Annotated in this window: 17 protein-coding genes; 12 read left to right on the top strand and 5 right to left on the bottom strand. The window is 61.9% G+C overall.

Annotated elements, in window-relative coordinates; all coding sequences use genetic code 11:
- Nucleotides 1-36: 36 nt before the first annotated feature.
- The gene (locus tag DBR47_RS07200) at nucleotides 37-696 is read right to left on the bottom strand and encodes a Bax inhibitor-1/YccA family protein (RefSeq protein ID WP_124448503.1); all 660 of its coding nucleotides are present in this window, start codon (nucleotides 694-696) and stop codon (nucleotides 37-39) included.
- Nucleotides 697-940: 244 nt separating this feature from the next.
- Here DBR47_RS07200 and DBR47_RS07195 point away from each other — a divergent pair, with 244 nt between their 5' ends.
- The 7 genes from DBR47_RS07195 to DBR47_RS07165 all read left to right on the top strand — a co-directional run bounded on the left by DBR47_RS07195 (nucleotide 941) and on the right by DBR47_RS07165 (nucleotide 8,571).
- Nucleotides 941-1,828, top strand: coding sequence for a LysR family transcriptional regulator (locus DBR47_RS07195; RefSeq protein WP_124448400.1), 888 nt, complete (start codon nucleotides 941-943; stop codon nucleotides 1,826-1,828).
- Between the two features lie 254 nt (nucleotides 1,829-2,082).
- Nucleotides 2,083-3,261 carry an isovaleryl-CoA dehydrogenase gene (locus DBR47_RS07190; protein WP_124448398.1) on the top strand — a complete coding sequence of 393 codons (1,179 nt, stop codon included), beginning with the start codon at nucleotides 2,083-2,085 and terminating at the stop codon, nucleotides 3,259-3,261.
- Entirely contained in the window at nucleotides 3,262-4,191 is a 930-nt protein-coding gene (locus DBR47_RS07185) for a pyridoxal-phosphate dependent enzyme (RefSeq protein WP_124448396.1), read from the top strand.
- Nucleotides 4,188-4,778 (top strand): GNAT family N-acetyltransferase, encoded by a 591-nt coding sequence (locus DBR47_RS07180; RefSeq protein WP_124448394.1) that lies wholly within the window; start codon nucleotides 4,188-4,190, stop codon nucleotides 4,776-4,778. Before DBR47_RS07185 ends, DBR47_RS07180 begins: the two co-directional genes overlap by 4 nt.
- Nucleotides 4,775-5,464 carry a carbonate dehydratase gene (gene can, locus DBR47_RS07175; protein ID WP_124448392.1) on the top strand — a complete coding sequence of 230 codons (690 nt, stop codon included), beginning with the start codon at nucleotides 4,775-4,777 and terminating at the stop codon, nucleotides 5,462-5,464. The genes DBR47_RS07180 and can overlap by 4 nt, the downstream gene beginning before the upstream one ends.
- Nucleotides 5,465-5,499: 35 nt before the next feature.
- Complete coding sequence (gene aceK, locus DBR47_RS07170; protein ID WP_124448390.1) at nucleotides 5,500-7,359, top strand: bifunctional isocitrate dehydrogenase kinase/phosphatase; 1,860 nt, start codon at nucleotides 5,500-5,502, stop codon at nucleotides 7,357-7,359.
- A gap of 30 nt (nucleotides 7,360-7,389) precedes the next feature.
- Nucleotides 7,390-8,571 (top strand): acetyl-CoA C-acyltransferase, encoded by a 1,182-nt coding sequence (locus DBR47_RS07165; RefSeq protein WP_124448388.1) that lies wholly within the window; start codon nucleotides 7,390-7,392, stop codon nucleotides 8,569-8,571.
- Nucleotides 8,572-8,819: 248 nt separating this feature from the next.
- Here the strand turns inward: DBR47_RS07165 and DBR47_RS07160 are convergent, their stop codons facing one another.
- On the bottom strand, nucleotides 8,820-10,934 hold the full coding sequence (locus tag DBR47_RS07160; protein WP_124448385.1) for a hypothetical protein: 2,115 nt from the start codon (nucleotides 10,932-10,934) through the stop codon (nucleotides 8,820-8,822).
- 715 nt (nucleotides 10,935-11,649) lie between these two features.
- Here DBR47_RS07160 and prs point away from each other — a divergent pair.
- The 3 genes from prs to DBR47_RS07145 are packed head-to-tail and all read left to right on the top strand — an operon-like array spanning nucleotide 11,650 to nucleotide 14,887.
- Nucleotides 11,650-12,513, top strand: coding sequence for a ribose-phosphate diphosphokinase (gene prs / locus DBR47_RS07155; protein ID WP_124448383.1), 864 nt, complete (start codon nucleotides 11,650-11,652; stop codon nucleotides 12,511-12,513).
- Nucleotides 12,514-12,552: 39 nt separating this feature from the next.
- Nucleotides 12,553-14,151, top strand: a complete 1,599-nt coding sequence (locus DBR47_RS07150) for a nicotinate phosphoribosyltransferase (protein WP_197046914.1) — start codon at nucleotides 12,553-12,555, stop codon at nucleotides 14,149-14,151.
- A 49-nt stretch (nucleotides 14,152-14,200) separates the two neighbouring features.
- The gene (locus DBR47_RS07145; RefSeq protein ID WP_124448381.1) at nucleotides 14,201-14,887 is read left to right on the top strand and encodes an NUDIX hydrolase; all 687 of its coding nucleotides are present in this window, start codon (nucleotides 14,201-14,203) and stop codon (nucleotides 14,885-14,887) included.
- A gap of 13 nt (nucleotides 14,888-14,900) precedes the next feature.
- Here the strand turns inward: DBR47_RS07145 and DBR47_RS07140 are convergent, their stop codons facing one another.
- Entirely contained in the window at nucleotides 14,901-15,317 is a 417-nt protein-coding gene (locus tag DBR47_RS07140) for an MAPEG family protein (RefSeq protein WP_124448379.1), read from the bottom strand.
- Nucleotides 15,318-15,441: 124 nt separating this feature from the next.
- The gene (locus DBR47_RS24545; protein WP_156089037.1) at nucleotides 15,442-15,585 is read right to left on the bottom strand and encodes a hypothetical protein; all 144 of its coding nucleotides are present in this window, start codon (nucleotides 15,583-15,585) and stop codon (nucleotides 15,442-15,444) included.
- A gap of 170 nt (nucleotides 15,586-15,755) precedes the next feature.
- Between DBR47_RS24545 and udk the strand changes: the two genes are divergently transcribed.
- Both udk and DBR47_RS07130 read left to right on the top strand, forming a co-directional pair.
- Nucleotides 15,756-16,397 carry a uridine kinase gene (udk, locus tag DBR47_RS07135; protein ID WP_124448377.1) on the top strand — a complete coding sequence of 214 codons (642 nt, stop codon included), beginning with the start codon at nucleotides 15,756-15,758 and terminating at the stop codon, nucleotides 16,395-16,397.
- 227 nt (nucleotides 16,398-16,624) lie between these two features.
- Nucleotides 16,625-17,140 (top strand): GNAT family N-acetyltransferase, encoded by a 516-nt coding sequence (locus DBR47_RS07130; RefSeq protein ID WP_124448375.1) that lies wholly within the window; start codon nucleotides 16,625-16,627, stop codon nucleotides 17,138-17,140.
- A 42-nt stretch (nucleotides 17,141-17,182) separates the two neighbouring features.
- On the opposite strand, the gene DBR47_RS07125 is transcribed toward DBR47_RS07130, so the two are convergent.
- The gene (locus tag DBR47_RS07125) at nucleotides 17,183-18,172 is read right to left on the bottom strand and encodes a serine hydrolase (protein ID WP_231512171.1); all 990 of its coding nucleotides are present in this window, start codon (nucleotides 18,170-18,172) and stop codon (nucleotides 17,183-17,185) included.
- Nucleotides 18,173-18,329 lie beyond the last annotated feature (157 nt).

Below are 18,329 nucleotides of genomic sequence, written 5' to 3'. Positions count from 1 at the left end.
CTGGGGAGGCTTGGCGTCGCGCGGTTCTTGCTTTTCTTAGTCGTCCGAGCTGCCGAAGCCGAACAGGCTCAGCAAGCTGGTGAACAGATTGAAGATGGAGACGAACAGGCTCACCGTGGCCAGCACATAGTTGGTCTCGCCGCCGTTCACGATGCGGCTGGTCTCAAACATGATCAGGCCAGCGGACAGCAGGGCCACCATGGCCGACACAGCCAGGCTCAGCGCCGGGATCTGCAGGAAGGCAGCGGCCAGGCCGGTCAGCACCGCGATCACCATGCCGGCGAACAGGAAGCCGCCCATAAAGGACAGATCCCGCTTGGAGCTCAGCACCCAGGCGCTCAGGGCCAGGAAGGTGGCACCCGTGGCGGCCAGAGCCAGCATCACGGTCTGCGCGCCGCCGGGCAGGGACAGGGACTTGGCCAGCAAGGGGCCCAGGGAGTAACCCATAAAGCCGGTCAGGGCGAACACCAGGGGCACGGCCACGCCGCTGTTCTGCTTTTTGTGGATGGCGAACAGCAGGCCAAAGTAGGCCACCAGGGTGATGATCAGCCCGGGCGCCGGCAGCTTGAAGGCCACGCCAGCGGCGGCCACGGCCGCGCTGAATAGCAGGGTCATGGACAGCAGGGCATAGGTGTTGCGCAGCACGCGGCTGGCCGACGGAGCCAGGGCTTGGCTGCCACTCTGCGAGGCGTGCATGCCGTATTGCTGCTGGGCCTCGGGCGAAAAAGGCAGGGCCGTGGCTTGGACGGGCTTGGCGTCTTGGCGGGGGTAAGAGTCGTACAGGCTCATAGCGATTCCTTTGACGGTGGACGAAAAGAGATTTCGTGAATGGGGGCAGGATAGGCGAGCAAGCCTGCAAGAAAAAGCAGAGAATGGGTGATAGACGCTTCCGAAAAACATTGGGCATTCCAATCGCGGCGGAGGCCAGCAAGGAGCGGGCATGAGTCTTGATTTCAGCTATCGGCATCTTTATTACTTCTGGGTTGTGGCCAAGGAAGGCGGCTTGTCCAAGGCCGCCGAGCGCTTAGGCATGGCGGTGCAAACGGTCAGCACCCAGGTGCGCGAGCTGGAGCGCTCGCTGGGCTTTGCCCTGCTCAAACCGGCCGGCCGCGGCGTGGCTCTGACCGACGCCGGCGTGGCGGCGCTGCGCCAGGCGGATCAGATCTTTCAGCTGGGTGAACAGCTGCCTGCTGTGCTGCGCGAGGCCGTGGGCTCACCGGTGGTGCGCCTGGCGGTGGGCATCTCGGACGGCCTGCCCAAGCTGGCGGTGCGCCAGCTGATGCAACCCATCGTCGATGCCGAGCCCAATCTGCGCCTGCTCTGCCACGAAGATCAGTTCGAAGGCCTGCTGGCCGAGCTGGCCCTGCACCGCTTGGACGTAGTCTTGTCCGACCGGCCCGCGCCCACCAACCCTAACCTCAAGGTCTACAGCCATTCATTGGGCTTCTCAAGCATGGCCTGGTATGCGCCGGCGGCCTTGTACGAGGCGGCGGCGAGAGACTTCCCCCGTTCCCTGGCCGATGTGCCCCTGCTCTTGCCCACCACCCAGGCAGCGGTGCGCTTGCGCCTGGATCAATGGCTGGAGCGCCAGGGCATACGCGCCCGCATCGTTGGTGAGTTTGAGGACAGTGCCTTGCTGGCCACCTTTGGTTCGGGCGGTTTCGGCGTCTTCCCCGCCGCCGAGTTGATGCATGAAAAACTCACCGCCCGCTACGAGCTGCGCAAGGTGGGGGTCTGCGAAGGGGTGGAGGAGCATTACTTCGCCATCGGCACCAATAAGAAAATCTCGCACCCGCTGGTGCGCCGCTTGCTGCCAGATCGCGAATGAGTCAAGGCCCTAAATGCGACCGACGCGGCTTGGCCCCGGCAGGCTTTGTCGGCTTAGAATCCGACGCCAGTTGACGTTTACGTAAACGTCACATAAAGGTGAGGCGAGCGCCGGGCAAGGGCTTTCCTGTCCTGCGGTCTTGCGCTCACAGGCCTAGGATGGGGCGCCCCAGCGGCCCGCTCGGCTCGCGCTTGCGGGCCAAAAAATTGACTCTGACCCCAATAATTTCACCCCAATAATTTCTGGAGACACGCATGAATCTGCCCGGCTTGAATTTCCAACTTGGTGAAGACATCGACGCGCTGCGCGATGCGGTGCGTGATTTCGCGCAGGCAGAGATTGCGCCCCGTGCGGCGGAGATCGACCACAGCGACCAGTTCCCCATGGACCTGTGGCGCAAGATGGGCGATCTGGGCGTGTTGGGCATCACCGTCGGCGAGGAGTACGGCGGCGCGAATATGGGCTACTTGGCCCACATGATCGCGATGGAAGAAATCAGCCGCGCCAGCGCTTCGGTGGGCCTGTCCTACGGCGCGCACAGCAATTTGTGTGTGAACCAGATCAAGCGCAACGGCAACGAGGCGCAAAAAGCCAAGTACCTGCCCAAGCTGATCAGCGGCGAACATGTCGGTGCGTTGGCCATGAGCGAGCCCGGTGCCGGCTCCGATGTGCTCAGCATGAAGCTGCGCGCGGAAGACAAGGGCGGCTACTACCTGCTCAACGGCAACAAGATGTGGATCACCAACGGCCCCGACGCCGACACCCTGGTGGTCTACGCCAAGAGCGAGCCCGAGCTGGGCGCGCGTGGCGTCACCGCCTTCCTGATCGAGAAGGGCATGAAGGGCTTCTCGATTGCGCAAAAGCTGGACAAGCTGGGCATGCGCGGCAGCCACACCGGCGAGCTGGTCTTCAACAATGTGGAAGTGCCGGCCGAGAACGTGCTGGGCATGGTCAACGGCGGCGCCAAGGTGCTGATGTCGGGCCTGGACTACGAGCGTGCCGTGCTGACCGGCGGCCCGCTGGGCATCATGCAAAGCGTGATGGACAACGTCATTCCCTACATCCACGACCGCAAGCAGTTCGGCCAAAGCATCGGCGAGTTCCAGTTGATCCAGGGCAAGGTCGCGGACATGTACACCGTGCTGCAAGCCGGCCGCTCTTTTGCCTACACCGTGGCCAAGAACCTCGACCTGCTGGGCGCCGAGCATGTGCGCCAGGTCCGCAAAGACTGCGCCTCGGTGATCCTGTGGACGGCCGAAAAAGCCACCTGGATGGCCGGCGAAGGCGTTCAGATCTTCGGCGGCAATGGTTACATCAACGAGTACCCGCTGGGCCGCCTCTGGCGCGATGCCAAGCTGTATGAAATCGGGGCGGGCACCAGCGAAATCCGCCGCATGTTGATTGGCCGTGAACTCTTTGCGGAGACCATGTAATTGACCCAAGCCCCCGCGCCCCTGCACCTCAACACGCTGCTTTTGCGTGCCGCACCCGGCCTGTTTCCGCAGGCCGAGGTCTGGCTCAAGATGGACGCGCTGCAGCCCAGCGGCAGCTTCAAGCTGCGCGGTGTGGGGCGGCTGGTGCAGCAGGCGGCGGCGGAGGGCGCGCGCGAAATCGTCTGCGCCTCGGGCGGCAATGCCGGCTTTGCGGCCGCGCACGCGGCACTCGCCCTGGGCCTGGCCGTCACCATCGTCCTGCCCGAGAGCAGCAGCGCCGCCGTGGCCGAGAAGATCGCCGCTCGCGGTGCCGCCGTGCTGCGGCATGGCGCGGTGTTCGATGAAGCCAATGCCTTCGCCCAAGCCCTGGCGGCCGAGCGCGGGGCTCGCTATGTCCACCCCTTCGACCATCCCTTGCTCTGGGCTGGCCACTCGACCCTGATCGATGAGGTGCGCGCCGAGGGCCTGGACTTTGACGCCGTCATCACCGCCGTCGGCGGCGGTGGCCTGTTCTGCGGCATCGTGCAAGGCCTGCAGCGCCATGGCCTGCATCAGGTGCCGGTGATCGCCGTCGAAACCCTGGGCGCCGACAGCCTGAGTCAAAGCCTGCGCGCCGGGCAAGCCGTCACCCTGCCTGCCATCACCTCAGTCGCCACCTCCCTGGGTGCACGCCGCGTGGCCGACGAGGCCTTGCGCCTGGCGCAACACCATCCCACCCTCAGCCTGACGGTCACCGACGCCCAAGCCACCCAGGCCTGTGCGCGCTTTGCCGATGCCATGCGGGTGATGGTGGAGCCCGCTTGCGGCGCGGCCCTGGCGGCGCTGAGCGTGCACGCCTCGGCCCTGGCCGAGTTCAAGCGCCCGCTGGTCGAGGTTTGCGGCGGCATCGGCGTTTCGCTGGCCTTGTTGCAGTCCTGGGCCGCCGCATGAGCGAGAAGCTGCTCAGCCCACCCGGCTTGCAAGGCCAGCGTTGCCGCCTGCGCGAGCTGCGTCTGGACGATGCGCCCGCTCTGCAGCGCCATGCCGATGACGAGGCCGTCTGGCGCAATCTGTTTGAAGGCTTTCCTCACCCCTACACCTTGGCCGATGCCGAGGCCTGGTGTGGTGGCGGCTGGCGCATGGGCGGCTTCGTTTGGGCCATCGAATCTGCCGACACGCCCGGCGAGCTGATCGGCTGCATCGGCGTGCGGCCCGAGTCAGGCTGGCTGCGTTGCAATGCCGAGGTAGGCTATTGGATAGGCCAGGCCTTCTGGCGGCGCGGCATCTGCAGCGAGGCGCTGCGCCTGGTAAGCGATTGGGCCTGGCGCGAGCAGCCCGAGCTGAGTCGACTCTACGCCCCCATCTTTGCCTGGAACCAAGGCTCGCAGGCGGTGGCGCGCCGCGCGGGCTACATGCTGGAGGCGCGTTTGCCGCAAAGTGCATTCAAAGCGGGCCGCTTGATTGACCGTGTGGTTTGGGCGGCTTACCGCCAAGCCGCAAGCGTGCCGTCATCCGATCCCTCGACAATTCAGACATGAGTACCAATCTTCAAGAGCTGCTGGACAGCAACAAGCAATGGGCCGCCAACACCGAGGCGCGTGAGCCGGGATTTTTCAGCCGTCTGCTGGAGCAGCAGACGCCGCAATACCTGTGGATAGGCTGTGCCGACAGCCGCGTGCCCGCCAATGACCTCGTCAACCTGCTGCCGGGCGAGCTGTTCGTGCATCGCAATGTGGCCAATGTGGTGGTGCACTCCGACCTCAACTGCCTCTCGGTGATGCAGTTCGCTGTCGATGCCTTGAAGGTCAAGCACATCATCGTGGTCGGCCACTCCAACTGCGGCGGCGTCAAGTCCGCTTTGCTGGACTCTCGCGTGGGCCTGGTGGACAACTGGCTGCGCCATGTGCAGGACGTGCGCAACCATCACCAAGAGTGGCTGGACCAGCTGCAGCCCGATCAGCGCGTCAATGCCTTGTGCGAGCTCAATGTGCTGGAGCAGGCCCGCAACGCCTGCCAAACCACCGTCGTGCAAGACGCCTGGGCGCGTGGCCAGGAGGTGGTGGTGCACGGCTGGGTTTACGGCCTGCACAACGGCTTGCTGGAAGACTTGGCCATCACGGCAGCCTCGGCCGAGGAAGTGGCGCCCGCTTTTCAGCATGCCTTGCGCGCCGTCAAACAGCGCTATGAGCAGGCGCGCTTTACTCAACTCAGCTCGGAAGCCTGAGCGCCCATCCCTGACCCGCCCAGCCTGGATTGCCGATGTTCCCGCAGAAGCTGACCGATCCTCGCGCCTTCGAAATCGCCAAAGCGATGCTGGGCGGCTTCAATCGGCACTACCGCTTGTTCCGCGGCACCAGCGCCGAGGCCAAGAAGCGTTTTGAGCAGGCCGACTGGCATGGCCAGCAAACGGCGCAGCGCGAGCGCATCGAGTTCTACGACAAGCGGGTGGACGAGACCGTGGCCAGCCTGGAAGAACGCTTCCAGACCAGCGAGCTGGCGATGGAGATCTGGCAGCAGGTCAAGCTGCACTACATCGGCCTGCTGATAGACCACCACCAGCCCGAGCTGGCCGAGACTTTTTTCAACTCGGTCTGCACCCGCATCCTGCATCACAGCTACTTCAATAACGACTTCATCTTCGTGCGCCCGGCCGTCTCCACCGAGTACATCGAGAACGACGAGCCCGCCGCCAAACCCACCTTCCGCGCCTACTACCCCGCGCCGAATAGCTCGCAGGAGGCCTTGCGCGATTCTTTGCGTGAGACCCTGCGCCGCATCGTCACCAACTTCCAGCTCGACCTTGAGTTTGAAGACCTGGGCCGCGACATCGAGCATGTGATGGCCGCCCTGCAGCAAGAGATGGGCGACTACCGCCGCCGCACCAACTTCCAGATCCAGGTGCTGTCCAGCCTGTTCTTCCGCAACAAGGGCGCCTACCTGGTCGGCAAGATCATCAACGGCTTTCACGAGACTGCCTTTGCCTTAGCCCTCTTGCACGGCGAGACCGGCATGCTCTATATCGACGCGGCGCTCTTCGGCGAAGACGATCTGCTGATGCTGTTCAGCTTTGCGCGCGCCTACTTCATGGTGGACATGGAGGTACCCAGCGCCTATGTGCAATTCCTGCGCTCGCTGATGCCGCGCAAGCCGCGCTCGGAAATCTACGCCGCTCTCGGCCTGCAAAAGCAGGGCAAAAACCTCTTCTACCGCGACTTCCTCTACCACCTGCGCCACTCCAGCGACAAGTTCCGCATCGCGCCCGGCATCAAGGGCATGGTGATGCTGGTGTTCGACCTGCCGTCCTTTCCCTTCGTCTTCAAGGTCATCAAAGACTTTTACCCCGCGCAGAAGGAAACGAGCCGCGAGCTGATCAAGAGCAAATACCTGCTCGTCAAGCAGCACGACCGCGTCGGTCGCATGGCCGACACGCTGGAGTACAGCAACGTCGCCTTCCCGCGCTACCGCTTTGACGAAGAGTTATTGGCCGAGCTGCGCCATTTCTGCCCCAGCCTTTTGGATGAGAGCGGCGACAACCTGGTGCTGCGCCACGTTTACATCGAGCGCCGCATGGTGCCGCTCAACATCTATCTGCAAGAGGCCACGCCCGAGCAGATGGAGCACGCCGTCATCGAGTACGGCAATGCCATCAAGGACCTGGTCTCCGCCAATATCTTCCCCGGCGATATGTTGTGGAAGAACTTTGGCGTCACCCGCCACGGCAAGGTCGTGTTCTACGACTACGACGAGATCGAATACCTCAGCGACTGCAACTTCCGCTACGTGCCCGCGCCGCGCAATGAGGAAGAAGAAATGTCCGGCGAGATTTGGTACAAGGTCGGCCCGCGCGACGTCTTCCCCGAGACCTTCGGCCCCTTTTTGCTGGGCCACCCCGGCGTGCGCGAGTTGTTCATGCGCCACCACGCCGATCTGCTCGACGCCGCCTTTTGGCAGCAGCACAAGGCCCGCATCCAAGCCGGCCATGTACACGATGTGTTTCCCTACGAAGCGCACAAGCGCTTTTACGGCGCCGCCAGAAATGAGGCGAGGAAGTCACCAGTCCCCAGCGTGGATGGCGCGGCGATTGTCAAAGCCAGCCATCACGATTTGTCCGTCCACTAATTGCTACTAAACCCTTGAAGGAGAGTCCCCATGTCCTCTGATTCCATCGTTATCGTTTCCGCCGCACGCACGCCCATCGGCGGCCTGCTGGGCGACTTCGCCGGCCTGCAAGCTTGGGAACTGGCAGCCGTGGCCATCAAGGCGGCGGTTGAGCGCTCGGGCATCCCCGGCGACGCGATTCAAGAAGCCTTCATCGGCAACTGCCTGATGGCCGGCCAAGGCCAAGCTCCTGCCCGCCAAGCCGTGCTCAAGGCCGGCCTGCCGCAATCGGTCGGTGCCGTCACCCTGAGCAAGATGTGCGGCGCCGGCATGCGCGCCACCATGTTCGCCCACGACACGCTCAAGGCCGAAAGCGCCGACGTGCTGATCGCCGGCGGCATGGAGTCCATGACCAACGCGCCCCACCTGATGTTCGCTCGCAAGGGCGTGAAGTACGGCGCCACCGCCATGTACGACCACATGGCCCTGGACGGCCTGGAAGACGCTTACCAGCGCGGCAAGGCCATGGGCGTGTTCGCCGAACAGTGTGTGAGCAAGTACGCCTTCAGCCGCGAAGCGCAAGACGCCTTCGCTGTTGCCTCCACCGAGCGTGCCAAGCGCGCCAATGAAGACGGCTCCTTCGCCTGGGAAATGGCCCCCGTCACGGTCACGAACCGCGGCGTGGACACCATCTTCAGCAAGGACGAACAGCCCTTCAAGGCCAAGCTGGACAAGATCGCTGGCCTGAAGCCCGCCTTCGTCAAAGACGGCACCATCACCGCCGCCACCTCGTCCTCCATCTCCGACGGCGCCGCCGCCCTGGTGCTGATGCGTGAAAGCACCGCCGCCAAGCTGGGCGTCAAGCCCGTGGCCCGTATCGTCGGCCATGCCGTGCACGCCAACGCGCCCGAATGGTTCACCACCGCCCCGGTCGGCGCCATCCAAAAGCTGCTGGCCAAGAACGGCTGGGACGCCAAGAGCGTCGACCTCTGGGAAGTCAACGAAGCCTTCGCCGCCGTCACCATGGCCGCCATGGCCGAATTCAAGCTCCCGCATGAAATCGTCAACGTGAATGGCGGCGCGGTCGCCCTGGGCCACCCCATCGGCGCCTCGGGTGCTCGCATCCTGGTCACGCTGATCGGCGCGTTGAAGCACCGTGGCCTGAAGCGCGGCGTGGCTTCGTTGTGCATCGGCGGTGGCGAAGCGACGGCAATGGGTGTGGAGCTGATCTAAGCAGTTAGTACCGGGCTGAAATAGGCTCGGGTTTAGACGGGAAGAAGAAAAGCCAGCGGCCTTTTGGGGCCACTGGCTTTTCGTTCTTTGGGGGTAGCCCTCGGAAATTCCGGTGGGGTTCGACCGAGTTGTGTTGGAACCTTGCAGAGCTTGCACGCGGTGCTGGACTTTAGAGAGCCCTGACCCCGATCCGCGATTCGCTTACCGACGCATTCGTCTAGCTGTATGGCAATTCCTGGAGAAAACCGTCAGTCCAGTTGAACCTTCAACTTGTCCTTGTAGACACGGAGCCGCACTTCAGCCCTGTCGATGAAGTGCTGGTAAAGCAGCACCTCGGTGTAGATCTCGCCATAGGCTCTACCGGTCGCAAAGTCCCGCAACTGGTCGCTTTTGAAAAAACCCCGGCCGTCGGCGAACTGCGTATACGACGTGTCCATCCGATTGGGATCAATGGTGCAGCCAATCAGATAGCCATAAAATTTTCTGATTCGGCCATTGGACTTTGCCGCTAGCAGCCGCGCGTACTGAGCTAAGTCTGGGATATGTTCCTGAAGACCGACATCTGGTGCCTTGAACTCGATGATGATTGCGGAACCTTCCTTTGTGAAGAGCGCGATGTCAGGTCGCTTTGAGTCATGGTTTTTGTTGTTAGCTGCGAAAAGTTTCTCCAAGCTCTCATCAATATCTGGCTCGAACATACTCTCTGTGGCTGTCCATTTGATGGACTTCAGAGGTTTGTCCGACGCGATGTACTCAAAGTATTGGTACTCCTCGTTGAGCAGCCAGATGTCGTGTTCTGCCGTTTCTATGGAGTCCTTCCCCATGGGGAAGAAGATGTTGTGGATGATCCGCTCGTTCTCGTTCTTCTTCCCAGGTTCCGGTGCCTGACAGTTGAGCAGGCCGTCAACGGCCATGCCGAGCACCTCGATCATCGCGCTGCGACGGACCACGAGCTGGGACAGGTTCGTCATGTCCATCTTTTTGATAGAACTCGTGTACTTCCAGGCAAGTTCTGAGACCTTACCTCTGAAGTCAGCGGAGCGAGGGTCTAGCTTCAACAGCTCGTTCTTCATCGTGAAAAGGTTCGAGGTGTCGCCGACGATCTCTTCTTGAAGCTTCTTCAAAACGCGGCGCGCAATGTTCTCTTCGTTGTCGCCGTAGTGGATCTTGATATTCGTCCCCTCCATCATCTGCCGGGTGATGCCGAAGCGCTGCTCGGTGGAACGAACTAAGCCGTCCTTGTCGAAATCCGGCGGAGTGATGATCTGGAAAACGTAGTCTTCGAGCGAGCTGACCACGTCTTCCAGCGAAAATTCCTCTTTTAGGGTATCGCTCTCAGTGCAGGTCGCCGGGATGTTGAAGCCATCTCGCTGCTGGTTCACCTTCTCTTCGAAAAGATCACTTTCGACGAGTAGTAACTCAAAGCGTCCTGCTGTAGGACGTTTTCGATCAATCGAATTGCGAAGGTAGCGTTTGGTGATTTGCTGGACAACTGCTGAGTTGGCACAGAGGGCCACTTCATGCTGGAAGGTCGGGAAGATGGCCTGGGAGAACGAGTACCTTGTAATCAGCAGCGTGGGGCCAGTGCGCAACTCCTTGCTATGGGCGCAAACAAGTGGCAGGCGCGCGACCTCGCCAACGGGTTCCGGTAGCACTTTGTCGTCGATGAACTCCGTCTTGAAAACGTTGCCGTGGCGGGACTCCACTTCGATCTTGAAGTCACCGATGAGCTTCTTCAGGATGATGAAGCGCTGGAGAAAAGTGGTGTAAAGGTGATCGACAATCGCCTTCGCCGAGAAAATCTCAGGTACCGAAGCTTCGTCGGCTCTTTGTTCTGGAGTCAGAGCAACCTGTCGACGACCCTTCAAGGTGAACGTGGTCGTAATCTGGCTTCCATCGGCAGGCGTAGTGACGAATGACTGCTCGGAAACTAAGCGAGTGGAGTCGTCGACCTGGAGTTGCCTGCGTTTAATTTTTTCATCGCGCTCGAACACGCTGTCGATGAGCATCCGCTCAAAGTGGTGGAAAAATTGAATTCGCCCCGCCCCTTTGCACTTACCGATACCCGGAATCTGTAGAAGGTCTTTAAAGGTTGAATCCTTCGTCACGAAGGCCTTTACCTCGTCGTCGCCAAAGCCTGCACCGTTGTCGGTGCAGGAAATCTCGACACTGAACTTCGAATCGAACAAGTCGGCCTGCGAAATTTTGACAACTACGCTCATCCAGAAAGGAGGCGCTGTAGCCAAACGGCTCCTCCGAATTAGGTAGGAGTCGATTGCGTTTGAGAGCATTTCCTCAAAAACAACATAGTCGCTGTGGTTCACAGCCGTGTTTTTGCGGCCGCCTGGAACGTCGAGTGCCATAGATTTAGTCTGTTCTATTTAGTGCGGCCGCTGTCTTGGGCGTGGCCATCATCCCTTTTGGCAAAGCACCATCGCATGCCTTTGCTTGCGTATACCGCCTTTGTACCTTGCCACCTCAATCATCGCTGGTTTTCGGCCTTGCCAACGGGGGGGGTACGAGGTCGGGAGAAGGTATGAGCCGGCTTTGGGGTCAGGTCTCGAATCTAAAGGCAAGACCTGACCCTCTCCGCCCGCCAGTGGCTTTGGCTCGGCACTGGCCGCCGGCCCTCCGCTCAGCGGAGGCGCCCAAGGTGGCGCAAGGCCAGGCCCTAAATTTCAAGTCCTCAAACTTCTTGATCAACTGCTTGACTCGAAGGGTCGGAGCCAGGTTTCGAATCCAAAGGCAAGACCTGACCCTTTATCGCCGGCCCGAGATCTTGAGTTGCGTTGCGAGGCGATTGCAAGGGCAGCAATCGGTGGATGACTCTTGCTGGCAGCGGGAGGGCTACCGACGCTCTTGCCAGCGAGTGGCGGGCAAGCGCCATCGCTGTTGGCGCCACAGCAGCGGGCCATCAAAGCCGGGCAGAGCAAGGGCACTTCGACCAGCTGAGCGCCCCCTTGACTGCCCTGGCCTCTAGCGCTCGACTCGATTGGCCCTGGTGAAGATCTCACATCCGTTTACTGCTTGTTTTGTTTGTTTAATTTGATGTAGGATGCATCAAACGGAAAACAAGCCATGCAATCCACCCTGACGCTTCACTCCTCCCCCTTCCTTGGCGACCTCGAGACCGCCCGGGAACACTTGGGCATTCAGCGCCTTCAATTTCCCGGCGGCGAGCGCCATGTGCGTTTGCCCGAGAGCGTGCTTGGCTGTACAGATGGCTGCTGGACCATTACGGCCGGTCTCTATTCGGCCGATGGGGTGATGGATCTACTGCTTTTGACCGACGCGCTCAAGCGTGCGGTTCGGGCCGGGGCGCAGATTCATCTGCGGCTGCCCTACGTGCCTTACGCGCGCCAGGATCGCGTCGCCGTCGAAGGTGAGCCGCTGTCGGCCGCCGTTTTCTGCCAGCTGATCAATAGCGCGGAGTTCGCCTCCGTCACCGTCAGCGACCCCCACAGCGATGTCGTTCCTGCCTTGCTGAAGAACGTTCGCGTCGTCCCTGCGGCTCATTACGTCAAGCAGCTGCGCGAGGGGGCCTTGGCCCCTATCGAAAAGCTTGCCCTCGTCGCACCGGATGCCGGCGCGCGCAAGCGTGTGGAGATTGTGGCCAAGGCGATCGGGGCGCCCGTGGTTTATGCGAGCAAGCGCCGCAACCCCTTGACCGGCAAGCTCAGCGACGCGGCTGTTGAGTCCGAGCTTCCCGAGCTGCCGCTGCTGGTGGTGGACGACATCTGCGATGGTGGCGGCACTTTCATCGCTCTGGCGGCAGCGCTGCGCGAACGCAGCCAGCAGCCGCTGTTTCTTTACGTTACGCACGGGCTCTTCACCAAAGGGCTGGGCCCTTTGGAAGCGCACTTCGACGGCATTTTTACGCCCTTCTGCGCCGATCCCGCCCTGGCGGCACTGACCCAAATTCAACCCCCCACGCCTGCCTGAGCTCAGGCCATTCTTTCAAAGAACACTGAAGAGGACCCCATGAAAATGAATCCGCTGAACCTGATCGATTTTTACAAGTCGGGCCATGTCTTCCAGTACCCCGAGGGCACCCAGAAGGTGTACTCGAACTTCACGCCACGCTCGGATCGGCTGGCGCCGGTGCTGCGCCAAGGCCCTGGCGCCTTTGACGGGCGGGTGCTCTTCTTTGGGCTGCAGGGCTTTATCAAGGAGTTCTTGATCGAGCTGTTCGACCAGCAATTCTTTCAACTGCCCAAGGACAAGGCCGTGCGTCGCTACCAGCGCCGCATGGATAACGCCCTGGGCCCAGGTGCCGTGCCTGTGCATCACATCGAAGCGCTGCATGAGCTGGGCTATCTGCCGGTTCGCATCAAGGCGCTGCCCGAAGGTTCGCTGGTGAATATCAAGGTGCCGGTGTTCACCATCACCGAAACCGTCCCCGCCTTTTTCTGGCTGGTGAACTACCTGGAAACCATGCTGTCCAACGGTGTTTGGAAGCCGATGACGGTGGCCACCATCGCGCGCCAGTATCGCCGCCTGCTGGAGGATTTTTGCGAACAAACCGGCGGTGATGCCAGCTTCATCGACTGGCAGGCGCATGACTTCTCGGCCCGTGGCATGGCCAACCCGGAAGACGCCAGCCGTTGCGGTGCCGGCCATTTGGTCAGCTTCTGCGGCACGGACACCGTCTCGGCGATTGACTATGCGGAAGACTTCTACGGCGCCGACAGCGACAAGGAACTGCTGGGCGGCTCGGTGCCTGCCACCGAGCACAGCGTAATGAGCATGGGCGGTCAGCTGGATGAGGTCTCGACCTTCCGCCGCCTGATCACCGAGGTCTACCCCAGCGGCATCGTCAGCATCGTCTCTGACACCTGGGACTACTGGCAGGTCATCACCCACCACGCCGCCACGCTCAAGCAGGAGATCCTGGCCCGCCAGCCCAATGCCTTGGGTCAGGCCAAGGTGGTGTTCAGGCCCGACTCCGGCGACCCGGTGCTTATCCTCAGCGGCTATCTGGACACCGAATTGGCCGTCGATGGACAGGATCAGCTCCTGCGTGACGAGCAGGGCCGTTACACCGTGCTCCGCAACGGCCATCTGATTTCGGAAGCCGAGCGGCGCGGTTCGGTGCAATGCCTGTGGGACATCTTCGGCGGCAGCGAAACCGCCAAGGGCTACAAGGTGCTGCATGAACGCGTGGGCTTGATTTACGGCGACTCGATCACTCTGGAGCGGGCGCAGCAGATCTTGTCGCGCCTGCAGGCCAAGGGTTTCGCCTCGACCAATGTGGTGCTAGGCGTGGGAAGCTATAGCTATCAGTTCTTGACGCGCGACAGCTTCGGCATGGCCATGAAGGCCACGGCAGGCATCGTCGGCGGCGAGCTTCGCGAGCTGTCCAAGGACCCCAAGACCGACAGCGGCGTCAAGAAGTCAGCCGTTGGCCTGCTGCGTGTGGAAAAGATCGACGGGGACTATGTGCTCTTCGATCGCCAGACGCCCGAGCAAGAAGCGCAAGGCCTGCTGGAGCTGGTGTTTGAGAACGGCAAGCTGCTGCGCGAGCAAAGCTTTGCCGACATCCGCGCCAGGGCCAAGGCAGGCGCTGGAGCTGCAGCCTGAGCGCCGAAGAGCCCGAGCCTTGCTCCAAGCGCAAGAGAGTTTAAAGACCATGTTCAAGACCCCCGTCCTCACCGTCGATGCCGTCATCCTCACCCTGGTCGGTGAGAAGCTCATGGTCGCCTTGATGCAGCGCGAGGACGAACCCTGCGCTGGTCAACTGGCCCTGCCGGGCGGTTATGTTTATGCGGACCCCGAGGCCGGCAAGGTCGATGCCTCGACGGATGCGGCCATGCTGCGCATCCTGCGGAGCAAGCTGGGCTTCAAGCCCAGCCATCTGGAGCAGGTTTGCACCGCCTCTGGCCCCAAGCGCGACCCGCGTGGCTGGTCGGCCAGCGTGGTGCATCTGGCGTTGCATCACCAGGACGCGGTGCAGCCCCTGGTGGACGCCGGCAAGCTCACCTTGCACGAGGTGATCCCGAGCGTGAGCTTGAAGACCCGTGACCTGGCTTTTGACCACCTGCAGCTCATCGATACCGCGCTGGCGCGATTGAAGGCCAAGGCCAGCTACTCCACCATCGTCGCGCACCTGCTGCCCAAGGTGTTCCGCATGGCCGACCTGCAGGCCGTGTACGAGATCGTTACCGGCACCTCGACGAACAAAGACAACTTCCGGCGCAAGGTCCTGGACGAAGGCGTGCTGGTGGAGACCGAGTTGATCCGCCACTCCGGCGGGCGCCCAGCCCAGGGCTACAGCCTGCGGGAAGAACTGGCGATTCTTGGCCGCCAGATCAGCTGAGGCGGCCCCAGTCCTAGATCAGCCCCTTGCCGAGGTAAAGAATCATGGCCAGCAGGACCAGATTGCTGCTGGCAAAGACCGCGAAACGGTGGATGACGTGGTTGTAGCTGAAGTAGATGAGGCTGTGCGCCAGCCGCAATGCCACATAAACCCATGCCATGCCCAGCGTGCGGGCATCGACCTGGTTGCTTGCGAAGGCGATGAATGTCAGCGCGTAAAACAGCACCGGCACCTCGACCAGGTTCATAAAAATGCGGTTCGGCAAGGCCACATCCACGGGCACGTTCTCGGACTCACCATAACGAAAATCTTGCACGGCAACGCGCTTGCGAAAGAACGCTGCAAAGCGACGGATCGGCACCTGCACCAAAACGAGCAAAGTCCAAAGCATCAGCGCGAGTGCGGGCAGGAAGATGGTGGTGGATTTCATGGCGAGCCGGGCGAGTGTGAAGCCTGGCGAAATTCTAGGCATCGAGATCGGGTCGGGGTTTGTCTAGAGTCAAGCCCCGAACCCGAAGCGCGCCTCAGCTTCGCGCAAGCGATCCTCGCTTGAATTACAGCTTGGGCGTGACGACCTCAACATCCTGCTCGCGCTTCTGGTCCAGAGGCATACGGATCACAGCGGCTTCGGGGTCGGGTCTCGAATCTAAAGGCAAGACCTGACCCCTGCAGGCTTCGACTGCTCCGGTGAGTGTCATCCAATCGCTGCTATCCAAAACGGCTGAGAGGCCAAGAGCGCCGACCCGTGGGAAGTCAACCAAGCCTTCGGCCACGCCACTCATAAAATCCAGCATTCCCCGCCCCGCCTGTAGGTTTGTTTCTTTACTTACCAATTTGCAGGGCTCGTCCTCTCCCGCTGCAGCTTCCTATGCCCAAATCTACCCACAAACCTTTCGTCATCGGTGTCGCAGGCGGCAGCGGCAGCGGCAAATCGACGGTGACGCGCCAGGTGGTGGCCGCCATCGGGGCTGAGAACGTGGCGGTGGTGATGCAGGACGATTACTACCGCGACCAATCCCATATGCCGCCGGAGGACCGGCGCAAGCAGAACTACGACCATCCGGATGCTTTTGACTGGCCGCTGATGACCCAGCACCTGGCCGCGCTGCGCAAGGGCGAGGCGATCGCCATGCCGGTCTACGACTTCGCGGCCGACAACCGCTCCAGCGACACCATCACCGTGCAGCCCGCGCCGGTGATCGTGGTCGAGGGCCTGTTCGCCCTGTACGACAGCAAGCTGCGCAATATGATGTCGCTGAAGATTTACGTGGACACGGCCTCGGACGTGCGTTTCATCCGCCGCCTGCAGCGCGATATTTCAGAGCGAGGCCGCAGTACCGAGTCGGTGGTGAAGCAGTACCTGGACACCGTGCGCCCCATGCACAAGCAGTTCATCGAGCCGACCAAGCGCAACGCCGACGTCATCCTGCCCCACGGCGCCAACGGCCCGGCGGTGGACATCATCACCACCAAGGTGAGGAGCTTGTTGCAGGAGATGGGGCGGGGGTGAGCTGAGTTGAGCCCCCCAAGCCTGGGCGTCCAACATCAATGCCAAGCGCTTTGGACAGCCTCTGATGATCAAGTTGAACGCGGCGTTTCCCGTGACGGGGTCAGGCTGAATCCGGTCAGATTGAGGGCCTGAGGCTCGCGCCTGCTGGCCCTGTGCGCTTCGCCGACAATAAGCGGTTTTTGCGCTCGGCGACTCTGCTGCGCTGCGCTGTTTTCTGTTGTTGTGCCATGTTGTCCCCGACCTTCCTGATCCGCCCCATGCAGGCGGCTGACTTGCCTGAGGTGCTGCACATCCAGGCTGCATGCTTCACCGAACTGCAGCCCGAGTCTCGGGCCTCCTTGGCCGCCAAATTGCAGGCTGCTCCTGCGCATTGCTGGGTTGCCGCGCATCAGGGCTCCGGCGGACTGGCCGCCTACCTGTTTGCCCTGCCTTGGCGGGCCGAGGCGCCCCCCTTGCTGGACGCCGCCGATTGCGTGCTGCCCGCGCGGGCCGATTGCCTGTATCTGCATGATTTGTCGGTGCACCCCAAAGCCCGTGGCAGCGGCCTGGCCCAGGCGCTGGTACAGCGCTTTCTGCAAAGCCTGGAAGCCAGCGGCTTGGACCGCGCCTGCCTGATCGCGGTGCAAAACTCGGCCAGTTTTTGGGGCCGCTGGGGCTTTGCGCCCCGGCCGGTGTCTGCCCAACTGCGCCGCAAGCTGGCCAGCTACGGGCCGGACGCGCATTACCTGGAACGGCGCGGCTGACCGCCAGCCAGTGGCTTTCGCTTGGCACTGGCAGCCAACCGCCTACTTGGTCTCGGCGTTCAAGCCCGGCAGATAGAAAGCAGCGATCTTGTCGATGAAGCTCTGCGGTGTGGCGCCCAGCAGATTGCTCAGCACGATGACCGTGAGATCGTCCTTGGGGTAGATGAAGACGGCTGCGCGGGCGCCGCCGGTGAGCGCCAGCGCGGGATGCGCGGGGCGTTGAATGCTTGGAAAGCCCAGCCCGTAGCCATTGATGGTGGCGTTGAAGCCGCGTTGCGTGCCGTCCTTGAGCAGCTGCGGTTTCCAGAGTTGTTCCAGACTGCTCTTGCTCACCAGCTTTTGTTCTTGCAGAGCAATCGCCCATTCGGCCAAGTCGGTGGAGGTGCTGCGGACGCCGCCGATCGGCAGGAATATTTCTGGCAGCGGCTCATGGCGGACAAAAGGCGTCTTGCTGCGCTCCGCGCCGACGGTTTTCATGCCCTTGATCTGCAGCGTCAGATGGGTGTACAGCGTCGCCACGGGCGGCTTGATTGCGGTGGTATCGCTGAAGCCGCTCAACTTCATGCCTGCGGGTTTGAACTGCCGTTCGCGCACGAACTCAGCGAAGGACTGCCCGCTGAGCTTCTCAATTATTTTCCCGGCGACCACATAGTTGGTCTGTGAGTACTCAAACCGCGTGCCCGACGGGAAGTTCAGCGGCAGCTCTTGCACCTTGGCCCAGGCAAGCTCGGGTTCGGCGCCATCGAGCAGGCGGACGTTGTCGTCAATGATCTCTGGGAGCCCTGAGGTGTGGGTGAGCGCCTGCCGGACGCTGACGTCCTTCCATGCCTGCGGCAGCGTCTGGAGGTAGCTGACCAGCGGCGCATCGAGATCGAGCTTGCCCGCTTCGACCAATTGCATGATCGCCACGCCGGTCAAGGCCTTGCTGATCGAGTTGACGCCGAAGATGGTTTGCTTCGTCACCGGCGCCCCGGTCTCGAGATTGCTCTGGCCGTAGGCGCCGCTGAACACAATCTTCTTGCCCTGCACCACGGTGAGCTGGGCGCCAGGGATTCCGCGCGCGCTCATCTCGCTTTGAATCAGGCGCTCTATGGCGACGGCCTTGCTGCTGTCGGCCTCGCTGGCCGATGCGGTGTTGGCGTTTGCGCTCTGGCCCGCGCCGCCTAAGGCTGCGATCAGGCAGATGCTG

It is taken from the genome of Paucibacter sp. KBW04 (genome assembly GCF_003852425.1).
GTDB lineage: Bacteria > Pseudomonadota > Gammaproteobacteria > Burkholderiales > Burkholderiaceae_C > Paucibacter_A.
The sequence above is the reverse complement of the archived record's forward strand: the minus strand, read 5'-3'. Positions and strand labels throughout refer to the sequence as shown.